General features: G+C 70.1%; 18 protein-coding genes and 1 pseudogene. 7 read left to right on the forward strand and 12 right to left on the reverse strand.

From position 1 onward, the window contains the following. Positions 1-36 precede the first annotated feature (36 nt). A complete protein-coding gene (locus AA0005_RS06060; RefSeq protein WP_413452513.1) occupies positions 37-633 on the reverse strand; it encodes a low molecular weight phosphatase family protein in 597 nt (198 codons plus the stop codon). A 150-nt stretch (positions 634-783) separates the two neighbouring features. Between AA0005_RS06060 and AA0005_RS06065 the strand changes: the two genes are divergently transcribed. From AA0005_RS06065 to AA0005_RS06085, 5 genes are all read left to right on the forward strand, one after another. Beyond that, complete coding sequence (locus tag AA0005_RS06065; RefSeq protein WP_413452514.1) at positions 784-1257, forward strand: DUF6098 family protein; 474 nt, start codon at positions 784-786, stop codon at positions 1255-1257. A 48-nt stretch (positions 1258-1305) separates the two neighbouring features. Continuing rightward, entirely contained in the window at positions 1306-3210 is a 1905-nt protein-coding gene (locus tag AA0005_RS06070) for a DUF4012 domain-containing protein (RefSeq protein WP_413452515.1), read from the forward strand. A gap of 61 nt (positions 3211-3271) precedes the next feature. Then, positions 3272-3808 carry an LPXTG cell wall anchor domain-containing protein gene (locus AA0005_RS06075; RefSeq protein ID WP_413452516.1) on the forward strand — a complete coding sequence of 179 codons (537 nt, stop codon included), beginning with the start codon at positions 3272-3274 and terminating at the stop codon, positions 3806-3808. Positions 3809-3932: 124 nt separating this feature from the next. Next, a complete protein-coding gene (locus AA0005_RS06080) occupies positions 3933-4391 on the forward strand; it encodes a CAP domain-containing protein (protein WP_413452517.1) in 459 nt (152 codons plus the stop codon). A 58-nt stretch (positions 4392-4449) separates the two neighbouring features. Then, positions 4450-5358, forward strand: coding sequence for a hypothetical protein (locus AA0005_RS06085; protein ID WP_413452518.1), 909 nt, complete (start codon positions 4450-4452; stop codon positions 5356-5358). A gap of 1 nt (position 5359) precedes the next feature. Here AA0005_RS06085 and AA0005_RS06090 read toward each other — a convergent pair whose 3' ends face one another. The 11 genes and pseudogenes from AA0005_RS06090 to AA0005_RS06140 all read right to left on the reverse strand — a co-directional run bounded on the left by AA0005_RS06090 (position 5360) and on the right by AA0005_RS06140 (position 19212). Further along, positions 5360-6832: a polysaccharide biosynthesis tyrosine autokinase gene (locus tag AA0005_RS06090; protein ID WP_413452519.1), complete on the reverse strand. Its 1473-nt coding sequence runs from the start codon at positions 6830-6832 to the stop codon at positions 5360-5362. A 57-nt stretch (positions 6833-6889) separates the two neighbouring features. Next, positions 6890-7862 (reverse strand): annotated as a pseudogene (locus AA0005_RS06095) (IS481 family transposase). A 183-nt stretch (positions 7863-8045) separates the two neighbouring features. After that, complete coding sequence (locus AA0005_RS06100) at positions 8046-9326, reverse strand: lipopolysaccharide biosynthesis protein (protein WP_413452520.1); 1281 nt, start codon at positions 9324-9326, stop codon at positions 8046-8048. A 5-nt stretch (positions 9327-9331) separates the two neighbouring features. Beyond that, positions 9332-10453, reverse strand: a complete 1122-nt coding sequence (locus AA0005_RS06105) for a glycosyltransferase (protein ID WP_413452521.1) — start codon at positions 10451-10453, stop codon at positions 9332-9334. A 65-nt stretch (positions 10454-10518) separates the two neighbouring features. Then, a complete protein-coding gene (locus AA0005_RS06110) occupies positions 10519-11721 on the reverse strand; it encodes a glycosyltransferase family 4 protein (protein ID WP_413452522.1) in 1203 nt (400 codons plus the stop codon). Further along, a complete protein-coding gene (locus tag AA0005_RS06115; RefSeq protein ID WP_413452523.1) occupies positions 11718-12626 on the reverse strand; it encodes a 1-aminocyclopropane-1-carboxylate deaminase/D-cysteine desulfhydrase in 909 nt (302 codons plus the stop codon). Before AA0005_RS06115 ends, AA0005_RS06110 begins: the two co-directional genes overlap by 4 nt. Beyond that, positions 12616-13743, reverse strand: coding sequence for a GNAT family N-acetyltransferase (locus AA0005_RS06120; RefSeq protein ID WP_413452524.1), 1128 nt, complete (start codon positions 13741-13743; stop codon positions 12616-12618). The genes AA0005_RS06115 and AA0005_RS06120 overlap by 11 nt, the downstream gene beginning before the upstream one ends. After that, positions 13736-14773, reverse strand: a complete 1038-nt coding sequence (locus AA0005_RS06125) for an ATP-grasp domain-containing protein (RefSeq protein ID WP_413452525.1) — start codon at positions 14771-14773, stop codon at positions 13736-13738. The genes AA0005_RS06120 and AA0005_RS06125 overlap by 8 nt, the downstream gene beginning before the upstream one ends. Next, positions 14770-15918 (reverse strand): DegT/DnrJ/EryC1/StrS family aminotransferase, encoded by a 1149-nt coding sequence (locus AA0005_RS06130; protein WP_413452526.1) that lies wholly within the window; start codon positions 15916-15918, stop codon positions 14770-14772. Before AA0005_RS06130 ends, AA0005_RS06125 begins: the two co-directional genes overlap by 4 nt. Then, positions 15915-17642: a polysaccharide biosynthesis protein gene (locus tag AA0005_RS06135; RefSeq protein WP_413452527.1), complete on the reverse strand. Its 1728-nt coding sequence runs from the start codon at positions 17640-17642 to the stop codon at positions 15915-15917. The genes AA0005_RS06130 and AA0005_RS06135 overlap by 4 nt, the downstream gene beginning before the upstream one ends. 175 nt (positions 17643-17817) lie before the next feature. Next, positions 17818-19212: a hypothetical protein gene (locus AA0005_RS06140; RefSeq protein WP_413452528.1), complete on the reverse strand. Its 1395-nt coding sequence runs from the start codon at positions 19210-19212 to the stop codon at positions 17818-17820. A gap of 388 nt (positions 19213-19600) precedes the next feature. Here AA0005_RS06140 and AA0005_RS06145 point away from each other — a divergent pair, with 388 nt between their 5' ends. Next, positions 19601-20752, forward strand: a complete 1152-nt coding sequence (locus tag AA0005_RS06145; RefSeq protein WP_413452529.1) for a glycerate kinase — start codon at positions 19601-19603, stop codon at positions 20750-20752. A gap of 20 nt (positions 20753-20772) precedes the next feature. Continuing rightward, complete coding sequence (locus tag AA0005_RS06150) at positions 20773-22134, forward strand: GntP family permease (RefSeq protein WP_413452530.1); 1362 nt, start codon at positions 20773-20775, stop codon at positions 22132-22134. Positions 22135-22153: the final 19 nt, after the last annotated feature.

Genomic DNA, 22153 nt, shown 5'->3' on the forward strand with positions numbered 1-22153 from the left:
GAGTCTCCGCGCGCCGCCGCGCGATGTCAAGGCCGGTTACGCCGGCCGGACCCCCAGCACCACCCGCGCGATGCCGCGCACCGCGTCGATCAGCTGGTCGAAGGACTGCTGGTACACCTCGTCCGACTGCCGGTAGGGGTCGACGATGTCGTCCAGCTCGGCCGGCACCCGCGTGCGCTCGCGCGCGGCGAGCGGTACGAGCGCCGCCAGCCGCTCCGCCGGTCGCGCACCCGGCCCGGCGGCCTCCTCGAGAGCGCCCGGGTCGACCGCCGTCGCCAGCCGCGCGAACTCTCGCACGGTGAAGGACCGCCGCACCGCGGCCGGCACGTGCTCGACGACGTCGGCGCGGTGCTGCCGGGTGGCGGTGAGCACGAGGTCGGCGCCGACGATCATCGGCTCGGTCACCCGCCGCGCGGCGAAGTCCGCGGAGGAGACGCCCGCCCGCTCGAGCAGCGCGGCCATCGGCGGCTGGATCGGCTCGCCGACGAGCGCACCGGTGCCGCCGCTGTGCACGGAGATCCCGCTGCCGGCGGTGAAGGCGGAGCGGAAGAGCCGCTCGATCGCGGGGGAGCGGCAGATGTTGCCGGTGCAGACGATGAGGAGCGTGAAGTCCTCGCCCGATCGGTACGCCATGACTCGCCCTTCCCCCGTGGTCAGCTGCCCCGACCATACCGCCGTCGGACCGGCCCGCACCGATGGCGCCGGCACGTCGACAGGAGCAGAATTTCTCCCAAGCGGCTCGCTCACCCTTGCGGGCCGGAGCGACGGTGCTTGGGGGTAGTCATGACCTTGATCGACCCGCACGGCAACGCAGGGACCTACCACCCGCTGCGTGGTGGCCACGAGCTGCCGGTCCTCGAGACCCTCAGCGCCGTAGTCGAGCTGTGCAGCAGCCACGACGACGTCTACCTGCGCTTCAGCTACGCGCCGGACGACCGGGACGACACCGGCCGCCGCGAGCGCGAGAGCGGCTACCTCCTTCCCGGCGTCCCCGCGTGGCCGCTGTGCCCCGAGGCGTGGTGGGGTGCGGGCTCACGCACGTGGGTCGCCCGCCAGCTCACCCGCCGCGCGCACCTCGTCCACGGTGGCGTCGAGCCGTGGCTGGTCACCGGGGAGGTGCGCGGCCGCGGACCGGACTGCGAGCCGCTCATCGCCGGCCTCACCCCGCTCGCACTCGTCAGCCACAAGGTCCTCGCCGAGGCCGACGAGTCCTACGCCGCCTGGCAGACACGCGCCTTCCGCTCGCTCACCGGATAGCACTGGAGGAGGAGGCCGCGGCCGCGGGCTGCGTGGTGTGATGGACCCGTGACGGACAACTTCCCCAGCTGGCTCGAGGACGACGGCGGATCCGCCACCACCACGTCGGACGACGACGGCGGCCGCTCGCGCCGTCGTCGGCGCCGCCGGAGCCGTCGCGGCCGCACCGTCCTCACGCTCGTCATCCTCGCCGTCCTGCTCGCCATCCTCGCGCTCGGGGTGGTCTTCGCGCTGCAGGCCCGCGCCGCGTACAGCGAGCTGCGCGCGGCCATGCCGATCGTCAGCGAGCTGCGCGAGGAGGCGCTGAGCGGGCAGGTGGACGCCGCCGCGGCGTCGACCGCCGAGCTCCAGGAGCACACCGGCGCCGCCCGGGACGCCGTCTCCGGCCCGCACTGGTCCCTCGCCGCGAAGCTGCCCTGGGTGGGACCGAACATCACCGCGGTGCGCACCACGACCGAGGTCGTCGACGACCTCGCCGCCGGCGCCCTGTCCGAGCTCGTCGCCGCCACGGACGTCGTCAACCCCGCACGCCTCGCCCCGCAGGACGGCCGGATCGACCTCGCGCCCTTCGCGGAGGTGGCGCCGCGGGTGGTCGCCGCCGACGGCGTGGTCCAGGACGCCCGGGAGCGGCTGCGCGGCATCGACACCGTGGGCGTCGCCGACCTCGTCGTCGAACAGCTCGACCGCCTCGGGGCGCAGGTCGACGACGTCGCGAGCCTCACCGCCACCGCCTCCCGCGCCGTCCAGCTCATCCCGCCGATGTTCGGCGCCGACGAGCCGCGCGAGTACCTCCTAATGGTGCAGAACAACGCAGAGCCGCGTTCCACGGGCGGGCTGACCGGCGCCTTCATCCTGCTGCGCGCGGAGGGCGGAGCGGTCGAGCTGGTCGAGCAGCGCTCAGCTGTCGACATCGGCAGCTTCCCCGAGCCCGCCGTCGAGCTCAGCGACACCGAGGTCTCCCTGTTCGGCACGCAGCTGGGCCGCTATCCAGGCAACGTCACCGCCACCCCCGACTTCCCCCGCAGCGCACAGCTCATCCGCGAGATGTGGGACCAGCGCGTGGGCGGCGAGGTCGACGGCGTCTTCTCCGTGGACCCCGTCGTCCTCGGCTCGCTCCTCGAGGCGACCGGGCCGGTCGGTATCCCGGAGGAGCTCCTCGCCCAGGCGGGGCCCTTCGCCGCGGCCCTCGGCGGTGGCCAGCTCACCGCGGAGAACGCCGCCGAGCTCATGCTCAACGGCGTGTACCGCTCCATCGCGGACACTGCGGCCCAGGACGCCTTCTTCGAGGTCGCCGCCGCCGCGGTCTTCGGTGCGGTGATGAACGGGCAGGCCGACCCGGGCGCCACGGTCTCCGCGCTCGCGGACGCGGCGGACGAGGGCCGGCTGTACGCGTGGTCCGCCCGTGAGAACGAGCAGGCACTCCTCTCGGGCACCGTGCTCAGCGGAGAGCTGCGGGGCGACGACGGGCACGGCAGGCCCGTTATCGGCGTCTACGTCAACGACCTCAGCGCGGCGAAGGTGGGCTATTACCAGCGCATGGACGTGCAGGTGGAGGCGCGCCAGTGCTACCCGGACGGCAACCAGGACCTCACCGTCACCGTCACGCTCAGCTCCGAGGTGCCCGCGGATGCCGAGGCCCTGCCCGAGACGCTGGTCGGCTCCGGTCGGGTGGTACCGAAGGGCGAGATGCGCTCCAACGTCCTCGTCTACGCGCCGACGGGCGGACGTATCACCGACGTGCGTGACCCGGACGGGGCGGTCGAGGCGTTCCCGCAGGTCCACGACGACCAGGTGGTCGTAGCACGACGGGTGCACCTCAGCCCGGGGCAGTCCGTGACGACCGAGTTCGACATCACGAGCGGTCCGGGATATGGGCTGGAGACGCTTCTCCGGATGACACCGGGGCCGGGAAGTGAGAGATTCGTCTCGGCCACGTTGACATGTCGACAGTAGCCGATAATCTGTACCAGACCGATCGACCGACACGGTCCTGACGACCCTATGGGGGAAGACCATGATCCGACGCGCATTTGCTGGCCTCCTCGCGGCCGCGCTGCTTGTCTTCGCGCCGACCGCGGCGTTCGGCTACGCCGAGGACGACTTCGACGCCACCATCTCCACGACCAACCCGGCTCCCGGTGAGCCCTTCGCCGTGACCGTCGTCGCGCCGACGGGTACCGACGTCACCCTGACGGTGTCCTCGGACGCCGTGTCCGACGACGACATCCAGATCGCTGGCGCCAAGTCCCTGACCAAGACCGCTGTCGACGGTCAGGCCGTCTTCAGTGTCACGCTCTCCCAGGAGGCGGTCTTCCAGATCGTCGCCACCGACGCTGACGGGAACGTCATCGAGAGCTTCCAGGTCGTCGTCGGCGACGGCGGGACCGCCGCGACCCCGGTGCCCGCCCCGGGTGCCGGCGGTGGCGCTGCCGGCCCGTCGCTGCCCGAGACCGGTGCAACCGCCACCCCGCTCATCATCGGCGGCGTCGTGCTGCTGCTGGTCGGTGGCGCGGCTCTGTTCCTCGCCCGCCGCGGCAAGGTCTCTGCCTGACACCCCACGTCACGACCGTCCTCGAAGGGCCCCCGCGACTCGCGGGGGCCCTTCCGGGTTCTTTACGGAGGTAGCGGTGCCGCACAGGGCCGGGAGACCGATCGGCAGGGCGGTCGCGGGACCAGTGCTGCTCGCGGCGCTGCTCGGGGCGTGCGGAGGCGCTGAACCGTCTCCTGAGTCCTCCGCCGAGCCCTCCCGGGCTGCCGCCGACACAGATGTCGAGCGCTACGCCGGTGAGCTCGTCCAGCTGACGAACGAGACCCGCGAGGACGAGGGGCTGGCACCGCTCGTGGGCTCTGACTGCGCGCGTGAGGCCGCGCTCGAGCGCGCGACGGCCCTCGTCGGCGAGGACGAACTGGTTCATGCGCCGCTCGGGCCGGTGATCGAGGCCTGCGCGCCGCTGACGACGGCGGCGGAAAACCTCGTGAACAGCACCGCGGTGCCGATCGATGTGGTCGACGCGTGGCTCGGGTCTCCCGGGCACCGTGCCAACATCGTCGATCCCGACCTCACCGAGGTCGGTGTCGGTTGTGTGCCCGACGGCGAGAAGTTCCTCTGCTCCCAAGTATTCCTCGGCCCCTGACCTGCCGTCCCGACAGACCCCACCCGCTCCGTCTTCCCCTTCCCCCGAGGTGCCCACCGTGTCCTCCCGCTCGCCCCGCTCCTGGTCCATCGCCGGCCTGGGTGCGCTGGTCGTCCTCAACGTCGTTCTCATTGCGCTGCTGGTGCTGCGGCCGGCACCGGCCGTGGACGACGAGCAGTCAGCCCGGCCATCACCGGTGGCGACGGCGGACGGCGTGTCGCCTGCCAAGGAGGAGCCCCCGCCCCTGGCGCCCGGCACGGCGGTCTCTGCCGCGCCGACAGAACGACGCATCGTCAACGCGGACGGGACGACGGCGTGGCGGGCGACCGTGGGCGAGTGCGGGACACCCGGGACGTTGGAGCGGACCGTGGACGGGGGCCAGACGTGGGAGCAGGTCCCGTCCCCGCTGGGGCCGGTGAGCCGCGTCCGTGTGCTCGGCCCGCAGAGCCTGTTCGCGATCGGCGGAGGGGAGGACTGTGTGCCGACCTACGTCTCGTCCTCCGACGGCGGTTCGGGCTGGTCGACGAACGACCAGTTCCTCGACGGGTCCTGGTACCTGACCCCGTCCGACCCGACGACCATGGCGACGCCGTCCGGCCAGACCTCCGTGCCGTGCGAGGCCGTCGACCTCGCCGCCCTCGACGTCTCCGACGCCGCCGTGCTCTGCTCCGACGGCCGCCTCGCCCTCACCGCGGACGGCGGCGCGTCGTGGAGCGAGGTCGCGCCCGCCGTCGACGCCACGGCGATCGGTGTGGCCGACGCCGGCTACGTGCTGGCGGGCGCCCACGACGCGTGCGGCGACGCCGTCGCCGTCGGCCTGGCGGGTACCGACGGAGCGGTGCCCGCGCAGCCGTCATGCGTCACCGCAGCCCCCGGCCCGCTGGCGGTTGCCGGCGTCGGGGCTTCGCTGTGGCTGTGGGCCGGGGACGAGGTCCAGGTGTCCACCGACGGCGGGCAGAGCTGGTAGCTCAGCGCCGCGAGGCGGAGAGCTTCTCTCCCGGCCAGGTGGAACGCTTCGCGTGGGCGGGCGGGGGTGCCGTGGGCCGGTTCGACCGGCTGTTCGCGGCAGAACGGGTGCCCGTCAGTGCCGGGTCGTCGCTCGAGTAGTACTCGTACGCGTAGCGGTCGCGCTCCTTGCGCTGTGCCTTGTTGAGGACGATGCCGAGAACGTGCGCGTCGACCTTGGCGAGCGCCTCCAGGGAGGTGCGCAGCTGCGGCTTGTGCAGGCGGTCCGCGCCAGCCACGACGAGCGTGCCACCGACAAGCTTGCTGAGGATCGCTGCGTCGGTCACCGGCAGGAGGGGCGGGCTGTCGATGATGACCACGTCGTAGGTTCCGGCGAGGTCGCCGAGAAGCCTGGTCATCGCCCGGGAGCCGAGGAGCTCGCTGGGGTTCGGCGGGATCTGCCCCGAGGGCAGGATGTCGAGGGAGGTGCCCTGCCACGGCTGGACGACGTCCTCGACGTTCGCGCGACCGATGAGGACGGTTGTCAGACCGACGCGCCCCTCGAAGCCCATGTACTTCGCGACCGAGGGACGGCGGAGGTCCGCGTCGACGAGGATGACGCGCGCGCCAGCGTCGGCGAGCGAGGCCGCGAGGTTGATGGCCGTCGTCGTCTTGCCCTCGCCCGGCACGGACGACGTCACGACAATCGAGCTGGGACGGTCCCCGAAGTCGACGAACTGCAGGTTGGTGCGCAGGCGCCGGATGGCCTCGGCACGCGCCCCCATGGAGTCGTCGTGCATGAAGACGGGGTGGTCGGTGGCCGCTGGGTCGACGGGCACGGTCGCCAGTGGCGTCGCCTCGGTCACTGCCGAGATGTCGCTCTCGTCCCGGACCTTGGTGTCGAGCACCTGGCGGAGTAGGGCGACGCCGACCCCAAGGAGCAAGCCAAGCACCAGACCGAGCGCGAGGTTTCGCGTGGTGTTCGGCGAGGAGGGCGACTCGGCAACCTCGGCCTCGCTCAGCATCGTCGCACGCACAGTCTCCGTGCCGTCCGGACGCTCCGGCGAGAGGCCGCCGACGGTTGCCGACAGATGGTCCGCCACAGCGTTGGCCAGGTCCCTAGCGAGCACGGGGTCCTCATCGGTGGCGGAGATGACAAGGATGGTCGTGTCCGCAGCCACCGTGACGCTCAGCGCGCGCGCGAGCGTGCTGGCGTCGCGGTCGAGCCCGAAGCTGTCCGCCACCGGGTCGAGCACGATCGGTGACTTCGCGACCTCGGCGTAGGAGGCCATCTGCTTCTCTGTGAAGGTCGAGCCCTGCGCGAGGTCGGAGACCGACTCCCCACCCTGAACAGCGAAGAACATTCGGGTCGAGGAGGTGTACTGAGGGGTCATCAGCAACGTTGCTGCCGCTGTCGCGGCCAAGGTGACGAGTGTGACGGCGACCACTGTGAGCCAGCGAGTCCGCAGGGTGCGCAGGTAGTCGCCCAGTTCCATTCGATACCCCCGAACGCCGAGTCTTGCGGTGCCGCAGCATCCTCCCACACCTGTGCGCTAGGTGTGCTGTCCGCAGAGGTTGGGTACGCGGCTGGCGGGTGAGGCGCCCTTGAGAGCGGTGTGGCCGCGGTGGTGATTGTAGTGATGGAGGAAGCCGGGGAAGGCAGCGGTGCGCTCGGCCTCTGATGAGTAGGGCCGGGCATAGGCCCATTCCTCGAGCATGGTGCGGTTGAAGCACTCGACCTTGCCGTTGGTCTGAGGCCGGTAGGGCCGGGTGCGCTTGTGGGTAATCGTCTCGCCCAGGGCGGCGGCAAAGGCCCGGGAGCCGTAGCAGGCGCCGTTATCGGTCAGCACCCGGCGCACGGTGATCCCGGCGGCGGCGAAGAACGCACTCGCGCGCTTCCAGAACGCTGCGGCGGTCTCCTTGCGCTCATCGGGTAGCAGCTCGCTGTAGGTCAGGCGGGAGTGGTCATCGACGGCGTGTTGGATGTACCAGTAGCCCATCCCGCGGCGGCGGTCGCGCTTGCCGGCTGCTCGGCCCAGGACCTTGTGGCCCCCTCCGTCGGGGATGCGGCCCAGCTTCTTGATGTCCACGTGGACCAGGTGACCGGGCGCCGCGTGCTCGTAACGGCGCACCCGCCGCCGCGCGGCGCGCACCGGCGCCCCGGTGGCTGGGTCAGTGAACGACAGGCGCAGGCACCGGTAGCGGGTGAGGATCTTGTGCACCGTGGAGGGGTGCATGCCCAGGTGGTAGGCGATGCGGGCTGGGCCCCAGCGTCGTGACACCCGCAGTCCCACGACCCGTCGCTCGGTGCGCTGCGGGGTGCGGCAGGGCAGTGGTGGGCCGGCTGGAGCGGTCGACCATCCCCGCCTTCCCCTGGGCGCGGTAGCGATCAGACCAGCGGGGCGCAGTCGTCACCGACACCCCGAACCGCTCCGCGGCCCGCCGCAGGGGCCAGCCCTTATCTACGACGCACCTGGCCAGACGCAGACGACCGGCCGGGGTCAGCGGGGCGTTAGCGTGGGACATGAAGACCTCCGAGTGGTTCGGCGTGCTTCCTAGACAGCTCCACACCTCACTCGGAGGTCTTCCTCATGTCACATCGACACCCCGACCGCGTGCCCAACCTCCGTGGTCAGTACACCTAGGCCCCGCCCAGGTACGTGTCAGTGGCAGCTCCTACGGTGGTCAGCCCCTTCGCCGCATGAGGGGTCAGGAGGACACGACCTGAGATGGCTGGTCTGCTCGCCCGGCCGCGTTCACGCACAGGAGGAAAAGGACGAGGTACGAGGCCACCTGCGCACACGTCAATGCGACGAGGCAGCCCGTGAGGGAAAGCTCGAGTGTGGCGGCCGCCACGATCGTGCCCAGCGTGGCGAGAGCGCGAGTCACATCCCACACGAGCTGGGTCACCTGCCAACCAAGGATCACCAGGGCTCGGGACACGGGGGCCACGCAGAACTGCGCCAGGTAGGAGGCGACGACAATCTGCGCGAAGACACCGGCTTCCCGCCAGGTCGACCCGAACACGAGGTCGAAGACTGCCGGCCCCGTGACCGCGAGGAGGAGGGAGGGCCCGAGACCGACCGCCAGGAGCCGCCAGGCCGACTTCGTGATGAACGGGCGCAGCTTGCCGCTGCCCTCGCGGAACTGCATGGCGAAGGCGCCCTCGAACCACTGCGCGGTCGCGTCGATGATCATGCCCACGGGGGCGGCGAGGACGCGGACCGTGAGCGCGAAGAGGCCCACTTCGATGCTCCCGTAGAAGCTCACGATCAGCACGATCGGCAAGTGCACGCCGAGAGCGTTCGCGAGCCGCGACCAGGTGTTCACCAGAGGGAAGCGCCTGTAGGTGGCGGCCGTGGAGCCGATCTGTCGGAGCGTGACCCGCTCGCCGCCGTCGCGCCTCAGACGGCGGGAGACACCGAGAAGCGCCGCGGCACGTCCCACCGCGGTGCTCAGGAGGAGCCCCAGGGGGACGACGCCCACCACACCGAGGATGACGCCCGAGAGCGCCTGGGAGATGCCCTGCACGCCGTTCCTCACAGCCAGGCCCGTGTAGTCCTGGCCCCGGACCAGCCAGGACGACATGATCCCGAAGACGGCGATGAAGCAGACGGTGACAGGGACCAGCCACCAGTAGACGGCGAAGAGCGGCACGCCGGTCACGTCGGCCAGCCAGTCGCGGGCAGCGAACGAGATGAGCGCGAGGATGGACGACACCACGAGAGCCGACAAGAGCCCGAGGGTGAGCAGTGTGCGGGCAGTCTCCTCCTGCCGGGGGACGACCGTCGCACGCTCCCAGCTCAGCGTTGCCAGGCCGCCCAGGATGGCTGCGATAGCCGTGAGCGACGCGAAAGCTGAGAAGTGGTCGGGTGAGTACAGCCGCGTGAGAACCGGCGAGGCAGCAAGCACGGCCCCCTGCCCGAGGACACTGCCGAACAGGATCTTGGCAACGGGTGCACGGGAAAGCGAGCGAAAGCGCCCGAGCACTCGTCTCACCTCGCTGCGAGCTCGCGGTAAAGGCCTACGAGCGTCTCCCCTTCGCGCTGCCAGTTCAGCTCCTCCACTGCAAGACGTCGCCCATTCGCGGAGTGCCGCGCCACCAGGTCAGGGTCGTTCGCGTAGCGGCTGACCGCTTCAGCTACCTCGCTGGGCGAGGCGGGATCAACGACCAGGCCACAGTCGCCGTCGAGGACGATCTCGCGCCACAGGGGAAAGTCGGACGCGATGACTGGTAGGCCGGCGGCGAGGTACTCGAACATCTTGGTCGGGAGTGCGTCGCGATGGGCGGGCTTGTCCTCGAGCAGGACGAATCCGACGGCAGCATCGAGGAGCAGGTCGCGCGCAACATCGGGCGGCACCTGGCCCTTGTAGTCAGTCGCGCCCCAGCCCGACATGCCCTCGAGCTCCTTCCGGAGCTCCGATGACATCGGCCCCGCCAACGTCAGGCGCCAGTCTTCCGGGAAGGCCTCGTGCACCGCTGCGTCCACCATGACGCGGGCACCGCGCGTCGGGGCGATGAGACCGACGTACGCGGCCTTCTTGCTCCGCTGGTGTGACGGGCGCGCCGCCGCCTCCTCGCTGCGCAGCACCGGGTAGTTGCGGACGACGGTGACGTCCTTCTTGGGGAAGTGGGCAGCGATGGTCGGTGTCGCAGCCACGACCCGGTTGCTCAGTGCCGCGACACGCACAGCGAGGTGTGCTGCCGCGACAGCGACGGGGCGAAGCGGGCGGGGGATGTATGCCTTGCCGGCTACCTGGTGGGGGAGGTCCTCGTGGGCGTCGTACACGACCTTCCTCCCCATCGCTCGCAGCAGTGGGATCGCCCAGACGAGCTCGGGATCGTGAAGGTGGACGATCGGGGCCTTCGTGCGCACCCCGGCAGCGATGGCCCGTGCCGACCCGAGAACGACGCGCAGTGCTCGCGGCATGCGGTCGAGCTCGATGAGCTCGACTGCGGTGCGCGGCGCGTCCGTGGTGCTCCGGACGGCCACCAGAGAGACCCGGTAACCGGCATCCGCAAGGGTGACGCACTCGCGGTAGTGGACACGGTTGTCGGACCAGGAGTGCACCGAGCTGACGTGGACGACGTCAGGACGGGTGCTGGCGTGAGTCACGGGACGTTCCCTTCTGAGGCGGTGGATGGACGCTAGGCGGCGACCGGCGACGTGCGGTCCACGAGCTACCGTCGTGCAGCCGAGAGCAGGACAGCCTCGAAGCGCTCGAACAGGTCGTCCCGGCTGAACATGCTCGCGGCGAGCCCTCGGCTGGCCGCCGACGCCCGCACGACGACGTCAGGATCTCGGGAGAGCAGCTCGACGAGCTGATCGGCCGCCGCGCGGGGATCGCGGCTGAGCCGCCACCCCGCACCTGCCTCGCACACAAGGTCACTGAGCCAGCCGCCGTGGTTGAAGAGCACCGGGCGACCTGCAGCGAGGGCGTCGAACACCTTGTTGAGCGAGTTCACGTGGAGCACGTCGTTGTCCAGCAACGTCGAGACGGCGAAGTCAGCGGCAGGCAGCAGGTCGGCGATCTCGCTCTTCGCCTTCGCTCCGACGAGGAGGCTGTCTGCGTCCAGACCGGCACTCGTCGCCTGCTCGCGGAGGCGGTCGAGCTGGGCGCCCGCCCCACAGACGACGAACTGCGTATGACCGGCCGGCAGGTGCGCCGCGACGTCGACGATCCACGGCAGGTCGTAGGTACGCCCCATGCTTCCTGCGTAGAGGATGACGGTCTTGCCTGCCCAGCCGTTCTCCGCGCGCACGGACTGACGTCTCTGCTCGTCCATCGTGAACAGTGCGATGTCGCTCGCGTTAGGGACGACTGTGACGGGGGCTGAGGGCGCGACGTCATGGACCCCTTCCGCCATCCCGGGAGACAGGGCGATGACGTGTCCCGCCCGCTTGTAGGCGAGTCGTTCGAGGGTGCGCGCCAGCCAGATCATCGGGCGGCTCCGCAGCTCGCCGAGAGCAATGGGCGCCTCGGGCCACAGGTCCCGCACCTCGAAGACGAAGGCGCAGCGCCGTGCCCACGCCGCGATGATGCCGGGGACAGCGGTGGTGAGGGGCGTGCTACTGGCGAGGACGACGTCGGCACGTAGTCGGGAGGCTGTTACGGAGCTCTTCAGCATGAACAGCACGAAGGCCGCCAGCCTGCGGCGCCGTGTCATCTCCGTGGAGAATCGGGACCTCGCGCGCAGGACGCGGACGCCCTCGTGAGTGGAGTCCGACGAGACGTTGCCCCCGGCGATGATCGTGACAGTGTGCCCGCGTGCGGCGAGTCGTCGCGCGAACTCCCAGGGGCGTGACCCGCCCGCTTCGGACGGCAGATGGAAGTGCTGGTGGATGTAGGTGATGCGAAGGGGGCGCTCCGGCCGGCGTGTCATGACGTTCCTGCCTCCGGGGAAGGGTGGGTCGCGAGGAGGGCGTTCCAGAGCCCACCTGTGTGCCAGAAGAGCACGCGCGAGCCGCGAGCGACGGTGCCGTCGGCAACCAGACCGAGAAGTCCGGCGAAGGCCTTGCCCGTGTACGTCGGATCCAGGGGGAGGCCGTGCTGCCAGCCCAGGCGCACAGCAGCGTGGGTCCTCGACGACGCCACACCGTACCCGCCGTCGACGTACTCGTCCGTGAACTCGACCCGTGGCCGCTCCGAACCGGCCCAGACTGCCGCCTCGGCCACTGCGCCTTCGCCGCGAGCGCGGGAACGGGCCACTGAGACACCGATGACGCGGGTGGACACCGCCGTGGTCTCCGCACCGGCGATGATTCCGCCCTGCGTCGCCCCCGTCCCGGACGCGACGACGATGACGTCGGGCCGGACCGAGGCGATGACGGAACGTGTCGCGTCCCGGTAGCTGATCGCGCCCAGCCGGGTGTGGCACCCACCTGGGATGACCTCCGGCCGCAGGCCGGCCGCCGCGTACTGCGATGCGCGCGCCTCGATGGTGGAGGCGATGTCGGAGGGCGGAACGACGTCGTACGACGCTCCGAGACGCGCGTACATCGCCAGCGAGGGGTCGTCGGCCGACGGCTGCCCATGCAGGACGAGGTGCGTGCCGACGCCCCTCTGCGCAGCCATCAGTGCCAGTGTCCGGCAGTGGTTGGACGAGACGCCTCCGTTGGAGATCCAGACCGCACCGTCGGTCTCGGCCTGTGCGAGCTCGGCCGAGAGCTTCCGGAACTTGTTGCCTGCGAGCGGGAACGGCAGGAGGTCGTCGCGCTTGGCGAGGAGCTCGACCTCGAGCGCCTCGCCAAGACGGTCGAACCGTTCGACAGGGCTCTCACCGAACATGGTGCGACCTCCAGTCCTCGACGGACAGTGACATGCGCAGCCGGTCGTCGTCGGCGTCGTCCGTCGTGTAGCCGAAACGCTCGTAGAGGCGGACGGCCGCGTGATTGTCCTTGGCGACGCTGAGGGAGGTGCCGGGAAACCGTCCCGTCGTGTCGAGCCAACGGTAGAACAGCGACATGGACTGGGTGCCGACCCCAGTTCCGTGGCGTCCGGGCGCCACGAAGAGGTAGAGCTCAGGCAGTGTGTGTGCCGGCGTCATCCGGGCGCCGAGCATCGCGACGGGAGAACCGTCGGACCGCTGGTAGACGACGAGGTCGACCCGTGTCGGGTCCCGGAGAACTCTGCGAAACCACGCAGTGGTCTCGTCGACAGACGGGTTGGCGGGGAGCCGCATGTGCCGCCGCACCTCTGGGTCGCTCATCCACGCGACGCGTGCGGGGATGTCGCCGACGGAGAACCGGCGAAGGCCGAGAGTGTCCGATGTCGGGTACGACCTGTGAATGTGGAGCGGTTCGCCGGTCTCACCGGCCACGACCGACACGTCGCTCGACCGCACCGCTCCCATGACGGTGGCGAGGAGGATCGCGAGATCGCCGCGGAACGACCAGTTCTCGACGTAGCGGACGTCGGTCTCCAGGCGTTCCTCCCAACCCACGTTGTTCCGGCCGCTGGTCTGAGCCAGACCGGTGATGCCCGGCCGCATCGCGTGCCGGCGATGCTCCCGGCCCGTGTAGTGGGGCATGTAGTGCGGGTACAGCGGGCGGGGTCCCACGAGGGACATGTCGCCGCGGAGGACGTTGATCAGCTGAGGGAGCTCGTCCAGGCTCGTGCGCCGCAGGAACCGACCGAGGGGCGTGAGCCGATCCGCGTCCGAGACGGCGGTGTTCTGCACGGGACCTGTCGTGGCGGCCATCGTCCGGAACTTGAGGATCTCGAACGGACGACCGTTGAGCCCGGTCCTCGTCTGCCGGAAGATCGCGGGGCTCCCGTCCCTCATCCGAACGGCAAGGTAGGTGGCCGCCGTGACCGGCGCCCAGACCGGGGAGCTCGCGAGAACGGCAAGGGAGTCGAAGATGCGCTTGGTCCGGCGAGCTCGCCGGACGACGGTGTCACTCATCGCTGGGGATCCCCGCCACCTCGATGTACTTGGCTCCGCGGCAGCCGGACCGATACTCGAGGGCGTCTTCATGGTGACGCCCGGTGAGCCATCGGACCATGGCGAGCGGGACGTTCGCGCCCGCGACGTGGCTGAACGGGTATCCGCCACCGAATCTCGGGTTGACGTCGATGACCCAGGGCTGATCGCCTCCGTCCACGATGACGTCGGTGTCGACCAGGCCCCGATGTCCGAGGGCGCGGGAGAGACGTGCGCCGGTCTCGCGGAACGGCGAGGCGTCCGTTGTCTCGGCCCGGTCGGTCTCACCACCGCGCATCGCGAGCTTCGTGCGCGCCAGAACCGCCTGGTACCTAGCGCCGAGGTCGTTCACCACGTCGAGGCCGTGCTCCTGGCCCGCGATGAAGGGCTGCACGACCAATGCCTCCGCCGCAACGGCGGGTGAGCCGAGAGGCGAACCTGTGCGGTCGTGCGCGTGCGGGAGCGCGCCTGAGATCGCCTGCTCGGCACGGTCGGCGTCGGTGATCACCAAGCCCGAGGACCCGCTGCCGTAACGGGCCTTGATGACGAGCCGCGACGCGCCAGGCAGAGTGTCTCGTCCCGACAGGTATGAGGCGGCGGTGACGGTCGGCGGGTAGCGGAGCCCGTGAGCGTCCAAGTGCGACGCGAGCTCGAACTTGTCCTCGACGATTGCCTGCGTGCGTTCCGACAGCCGGAGGAACTGCGTCGAGGGCGTCGCAAGCATCTCCGTACGCGCCCAGTGGGACAGCTCGTAGTCGTTGAGACTGAGCGCGACGTCGACCTCGTACCTGTCGCAGATTTGCAGCAGGGTGGGAAGGTACGCCTCGTCCCGGATGGAGGGAAGACGCTCGAAGGCGGACGCTTCTGCGCGTGCGGGGGCATCGGGGCTGGCGTCAGCGACGACGACGCGCGAACGGGGGGACACGGACTCGAGCGCTTCGCGGAACCAGCGAACGAGGTAGTTGCGGCGACCTGCGGAGGTGATGAGAACGGTGACTGCTCGTTCCGTCATGACGCCCTGTCGCCGTTCGCGAATGCGCGCAGCGCCCCGGAGATCCTCTCCCAGTCCTCGTCCCTGAGAGTTGTGCCGCTGGGCAGCGAGACACCTGATCGGAAGAGTCGCTCGGACGTGCCGGTGACGTAGGAGGTGCTCCCGGCGAACACCGGCTGGAGGTGCATCGGCTTCCAGAGCGGCCGTGCCTCGATCTGGCGGTCGGTGAAGTGCTTGATCAGCTCGGCCTGCGCGCCGCCCTCCGGTTCGACAAGCACCGAGGTGAGCCAGAAGTTGTCGCGGGTCGGTCCTCCCCCGGAGCCGTCGGGCACGCCGAAGAGCGTCACGCCCCCGAGATCCGCCACGAGCTCGCGGTACCTCAACCGGTTGGCGCGGCGAGTCTCGATCATGTCGTCCAGGCGACCGAGCTGAGCGCGTCCGATGGCAGCGAGGATGTTCGAGAGGCGGTAGTTGTACCCGACGTCGGTGTGCTCGTAGTGGACGACCGGCTGGCGGGCCTGGGTGGCGAGGTACCGCGTCCTCGCGGCCGTCTCGGCGTCGTCGGTGAGGAGCATGCCGCCGCCGGACGTCGTCATGACCTTGTTGCCGTTGAACGACAGGACCGCTGCGGTTCCGAAGCTTCCCGCGGGGCTGCCGTTCCGTCGTGCGCCGAGGGACTCTGCGGCGTCGGACAGGACCGGAACTCCTGCGCGCTCAGCGATCTCGATGATGCGCTCGTAGTCCGCGATCTTCCCCAGCAGGTCGACCGGGACGATCGCCGCCACCCGTCTGCCCCGGTCAGCGAGGTCAGCGAGTGCGTGCTCGAGGAGCTCGACGTCGAGGTTGCCCGTGCTGTCACAGTCGACGAAGACGGGCTCGGCGCCCGTGTAGACGATGGCGTTGGCAGTGGCGGCGAAGGTCATCGTCGCGGTGACGACGACGTCGCCGGGGCCGACCCCCAGGTTCAGCAGGCCCAGGTGCAGGGCAGCGGTCCCTGAGGACAGGGCGACCGCGTGCTGCCTGCCCGTGTAGGAGGCGATCTCCTGCTCGAAGGCATCCACCTCGGGGCCGAGCGGCGCGACCCACCCGCCACGGAGGGCGCGTACGACGGCCTCCTCCTCGGCGGGTCCCGTGTCGGGCGGCGACAGCAGGATTCGGTCGGTCACCGGGTGTGCTCCTTCTCGTCAGCCGGGTGCTGCGGTTCTGCTGGGGTGTGCCAGTCGGCGTCGCGAGCGAGTCGATCGAGCTTCGAGGGATCGACCGGCGGCACGGACACGTGCGAGACGAGCGGGTGGTTCGGGCGCACGCCGGTCTCGTTCTCGCTGAACAGATCCTCGTGGAGCTTCTCGTTCGGGCGCAGGCCCGTGAAGACGATGTCGATGTCCTCACCCGAGTGGGTGACGAGCCGTCGTGCGACGTCGAGGATCCTCACCGGCTCGCCCATGTCGAGGACGAGCACCTCACCGTCGCTCCCGATCGCGCCGGCCTGGATGACGAGCTCGCTGGCCTCCGGGATCGTCATGAAGTAGCGGGTGACGTCGGGGTGGGTCACGGTGATGGGGCCGCCTCGCTCGATCTGCTGGCGGAAGGTGTGGAGCATCGACCCACGCGAACCCAGGACGTTGCCGAAGCGCACCGAGAGGTACGTGCCGCTGGCGTGCTGGCCGTACCAGGCCGTGAGCTGCTCGGCGAGGCGCTTCGTCTTGCCCAGCACGCTGGTGGGGTTCGCCGCCTTGTCGGTGGAGATGTTGACGAACTTCTCGACACCGAACTCGGCGGACAGCTCGAGCAGGTTCTGCGTCCCGACGACGTTCGTCTTCCAGGCCTCGTCCGGGTACTGCTCGAGCATGGGCAGGTGCTTGAGGGCGGCGGCGTGGAACACGACCTCGGGGCGGTGTGCCGCGAAGATCTCCCGGAGGGCGTCCTTGTCGCGGATGCTCGCCAGGGCCATGTCCGGCGTGTCGAGGAGCGCCTTGCCGTAGATCGAGAGCTGGACACCGTGGAGAGCCGACTCGTCCCGGTCGAGGAGGATGAGCTCAGCCGGTCCGAACTTGTGGACCTGGCGCGCGAGCTCCGAGCCGATCGACCCGCCTGCCCCCGTGACGAGGACGCGCTTGTCGGTGAGGTAGTCCGCGATGCTGCCGATGTCGGTGGTGACCTGCCGCCGCCCGAGGATGTCGGCGATGTCGACCTCCTTGACGTCGCTCAGACGGACTCGTCCGCCGAGGATCTGGCTGAGAGGCGGCAGGAGGAGGAACTTCATCCCGGCGCCTTCGACGATGTCGGCGACCTCGCCGATCATCGCCTTGCCGGCCGCCGAGATCGCCAGAATGACGGTCGTGGCGTCCCGCTCACGAGCATGCCGCACGAGGGCGTCGCGGCCACCGAGGACCGGCACGTTGAACAGGTTGAGATGACGCTTAGCCGGATCGTCATCGATGAACCCGACCACCCGGTAGGGGGAGCTCGAGTCCATCTCGATGAGTCGGAGGAGCTGGTAGCCGGCGTCGCCCGCGCCGTAGATGAGGACGTTCTCGGTGGCCTCGCTCGCCGACCGCTTGGGCGTCCTCCATGCGCGGTATGCCCAGCGTCCGGCGGCCATGAAGATGAGGGCGAACGGCGGGGCGAGGAACGCGATGCCGCGTGGGAACTCTTCGAGGTCCCGGATGAAGGCGAACGCGACGATGAGGGTGAGGGCGACGACCACCATCGACAGCAGGAGGCCGAGACTCTCCTCGTAGCTTCCCACCCGGTACTTGCCGCGGTAGAGCTTGAGCAGCGCTCCGACGACGAGCTGCGTGACGCATGCGAGCCCCGCGTAGAGGAAGACGGTGCTCCACTGCGCCTCGTTGAGGTAGAACTCGTAGCGCGTCCCGACGATGACCGCCACGGCGACGCACCACGCAGCGCAGTCCCACAGCCCGATCAGACTCCGTCGCGCGAGCGTCCCCCCGGACAATTGGTTCCTCCTCGTGGCGGTATGCGCCGATAAAGCATCACGCGGCAGGAGGCCGCGGCCACGCTCCTCGAGCAGCATACGTGATAGGCGCCGTTCACCGGCCACCTCAGTTGCTGGCGGTCGAGTGGGGCAGGGGGCGGGGTTCGCGCCGGAGAAGCAAGGTTCGGGGCCTGGGTGTCCAGCCATCGCGGGGTAGCAGAGCCAGTACCACGACGGCGAGCGCAACTCCGTGCGAAGACAGTGAGGTGTTGAGCCCGGAGTTGCTCAGAGTGATGGCCGGCATGAGGAGCACAAGAGCAGGTACTGCCGCCGGAAGGCCTTGCGCGGCGTAGTCAGCTGCGGCGAGGACCACGGCAAGGAGCACGGCGGCTATGAAGGCACCGATCCAGCCGGCGTTGGCGTACCCGTGCGCGAAGACGTTGCCGTTCATCGACACGTTGGTCGCGCCGGTGACGTGCTCACCGATGATTCGAAAGTAGCCACGCTGGTAGGGGTACTCGATGAATGGGGAGAGGATGGAGTTGCTGAGGTGAACTTTCGGGTGTTGGTCGAAGAAGTCGACGTACTCGGCGGTGATGCGCCCCGGGGTGACGAGGAACCGGCGCACCAGGAGCGAGGTCCATGTGATCGAGTTCGACAGGTGGTCGACGGCCATGGTGAAAAGAGGAAGAGCAGCGGCGCCCCACAGGAAGACCCTCGCGCGAGGAGTGGGATTGCGGTTGAAGATCCATGCGGCGATGAGAAGCGCAGGTAGTGACATCACCATCGTCTTGTATCCGGAAGCCGAGAACAGGAGAAGCTGTCCGAACGCGCCCGCCAGGATCGGGAGGAGACGCCGTTGCAGGGCGCCGCGGGCGATGATCACTGGATTGAGGACGTTGGCCTGCCACGAGATGAGGTAGCCGCCGACGCCACCGGCCGCGGCGAGACCCTCTCGGTAGTCGTCGCGGACGTCGTAGACGTCGAACAAGCTGACGATCTGGAACTGCAGTCCGATGGTTGAGGCAAGGTAGGCATACACGGCTACCGAGAAGCCACCAATGAGCAGCCAGAAGGTTGTGGACGAAGGACGCCACCGCGGGACGCGCCGGATCCGGAAGAAGCGGGTGAGCGCTATCGTCAGGACGAATGCACCGCCGACACCGATCGAGGTCTCCATGGCCAACGCAGGTGTCAGATTGCCCGCGTAGTGGCCGAGGAGCACTGAGGGCGCTCCCGCAACGATGTACAGGACCCACAGCACGAACGAGGACGGGCGCTCGACCTTGCGTGGAAGGCAGAGCGCCATAACCGCTGCGATAGCAATGGCGTAGAAGTACAGGTCAGTCGCCGGTGTGCGGTATGTGGAGCCGCGGTATCCGAAGGTCGGGGCGATCATCTCCCGGTACGCCCAGTGGACAGTGAGGGCGTAGGCCACGGCGCCCATAACGACCACAGAGCCGCCGACCAGCGACCGGCCGAGGGCCTGCTGCTCGTCGAGTTCGGGCGGCGCTGTGGTCATCGGCACGATGCTACCTGCGCAACCTCTACCGGCCGATGGGCTGCTTCGCGCCGGGGCGCGCCAGGCTGGTTGATGCGGCCGCGCACCAGGACTGGGCCAACGGCGGAAGCCGCCGGGCCCCGCCGACCGGCCATCTGCACCGGTCCCAGTGGTGGCGCCTGCGAAGGGACGCATTCCCTCACACCACGTGTGACGGAGTCTTGGCTGCGCTGCGCTGGAGCGCGGGCGGCTGGACCGGTTCCTCATCCCCAGTTGGGCCCTCAGCGCGCGATACCTGTCGGCACTTCATCGCGGTGCGCGCCGACATCTTGGCCGGGCGGCGTAGGTGGGAACAGGTCATCCGCGTGTGCCCGTGCCGGGTGGGGCATCGAGCCATAGCCTGCCCTCCATGCACAGGGGCATCACCGTCGTCGCCGCTCCGGACTCCTTCAAGGGGAGCCTCAGCGCCCTGCAGGCTGCGCAGGCGATGGCCGCCGGCGCCCGCCGCGCCCTCGGGCCGGGGGCGACGATCACCCCGGTGCCGATGGCCGACGGCGGCGAGGGCACCCTCGACGCGCTGCTCGACGCCTGGGAGGGCCGCGAGCAGCTCCACGAGGTCACCGACGCGATCGGCCGCCCCCGCATCGCCCGGTACGGCCTCTCGGCCGACGGCACGACGGCGGTCATCGAGGCGGCCGAGGCGAACGGCCTCCCGCACGTGCGTGACGCCACCCTGCGCCCGCTCCTCGCCGACTCCGCCGGCGTCGGCGAGCTCGCCCGCGCCGCCCTCGAGGCCGGCGCGCGGGAGATCCTCCTGTGCATCGGCGGCTCTGCCACGACCGACGGCGGCACCGGCATCCTCCGCGCGCTCGGCGCGCGCTTCCTCGACCGGGACGGCAACCCGACCCGGCCCGGTGGAGGGTCACTCGCGGCCATCGACCACATCGAGCTCGACGACCTGCACCCGCTGGCCCGCCAGGCCAGCTGGCGCATCGCCGTCGACGTCGACAACCCGCTCGTCGGCGCTCGCGGGGCGGCCGCCGTCTTCGGCCCGCAGAAGGGGGCGACGCCGTCCGACGTCGCCGTCCTCGACGCCGGCCTCGCCCACCTCGCCGCGGCGCTCGCGGACGAGACGGGCACGGACGAGGACACCCTCCTCCGCGCGCCTGGGATGGGTGCCGCCGGCGGGATCCCCGCCGCCCTCACCGCCGTGCTGGGAGCGCAGACCGTCCCCGGCTCTCGGCTCGTGGCCGATGCCGTCGGCCTGCCCGCCCTCCTCGCCGACGCGGACGTCGTCCTCACCGGCGAGGGCAGCCTCGACGCGCAGTCGCTGCACGGCAAGGTCGTCGACGGCGTGCGCGCCTGTGCGCGCGAGGGGGCCGCCGTCGTCGTCATCGCCGGGCGGGTCGACCTCACGGCCACGGAGGTGGCCGAGGCGGGACTCACCGCGGCCGTGTCCATCGCCCGCGGGCCGTCCGCCGCGCGGCAGCTGCGGCACAACGCCGCCGAGCTCGTCGCGGAGGCGGCGGAGACCGTCTGCCGCCTCCTCGCCCACCACTGACGCGTGCAAAGGAGCACCACATGATCGACGTCCTCGTCCTCGTCGTCCTCGTCGCGGCCATCGTCTACACGACGGCGAAGCTCAAGATCTCCCCGTTCCTCGCCCTCATCGGGGCGGCGATCATCGGCGGCTTCGCCTTCCGGCTGCCCACCGCGGACATCGTGCCGACGATCCTCGAGAGCTTCGGCAACACGATGGGGACCATCGGGCTCGTCATCCTCTTCGGGACGATGATCGGGCTGGTGCTCGAGCGGTCCGGGGGAGCGATCTCGATGGCGGACGCGCTCATCAAGGTGCTCGGGACCCGCTTCCCGAACCTCACGATGAGCGTCATCGGCTACATCGTCGCGATCCCGGTGTTCTGCGACTCCGGGTACATCATCCTCAACTCGCTGCGCAAGGCGATCGCGGTGCGCGCCAAGGTGTCCCCGGTGGGCATGGCGGTGGCGCTCATGACCGGTCTGTACGCGACCCACACGATGGTGCCGCCGACCCCCGGCCCGCTCGCGGCGGCCGGGGAGCTGGGGGTCATCGAGGACCTCGGGCTCGTCATCGGGCTCGGCCTGCCCGTCGCGGCGGTAGCCGCTGGTGCGGCCCTCCTCTATGCGAGCCGGCTGCGGAAGAGGACCTTCGAGCTGCTGCCGAAGAGCGCGGAGGAGCCTGAGCTCGACCAGTCCTACGAGGAGCTGCGCGCCAGCTACGGCACCCTGCCGCCGGCGTCGCTCGCCTTCCTGCCGATCCTCGTCCCGATCGTCCTCATCTGCCTCGCGTCCTTCGGGAACCTGCCCAGTGCACCCTTCGGGGAGGGCACCCTCCTCACCGCGCTGCAGTTCCTGGGCAACCCCTCGGTCGCGCTCATCATCGGCTTCGCCCTCGGCGTCCTGCTCCTCAAGGGGCACGGGAAGCTCGAGCAGTTCAACGAGATCGTCACCGGCTCGATCGGCGTGGCCGCCCCGATCCTCCTCATCACCGCGGCCGGCGCGGCCTTCGGCGGGGTGCTCGGGGCGGGCGAGCTCACCGACTTCATCGCCGACAACCTCAGCACCCTGGGCCTGGGCATCTTCGTGCCCTTCATCATCGCCGCGGCGCTCAAGACGGCGCAGGGCTCCTCGACGGTCGCGATCATCACGACGGCAGCGCTCGTCGCCCCGATGCTCGAGAGCCTCGGTCTGGACGGGACGATGGGCGGGGTGCTGACGGTGTTCGCCATCGGTGCCGGCGCCATGGTGGTGTCCCACGCCAACGACTCCTACTTCTGGGTCGTCTCCCAGCTGAGCCGCATCCCGGTCGCCACCGCCTACCGCACCCTCACGCCCGCGACGGCGGTCGAGGGTGTCGCCGCGATCGCGGCCACCTGGGTCCTGAGCCTCATCGTCCTGTAGCCGGAGGAGCCGACCGGGC

Origin of the sequence: Georgenia phoenicis (assembly GCF_047302425.1) — a bacterium.
Lineage (GTDB): Bacteria > Actinomycetota > Actinomycetes > Actinomycetales > Actinomycetaceae > Oceanitalea.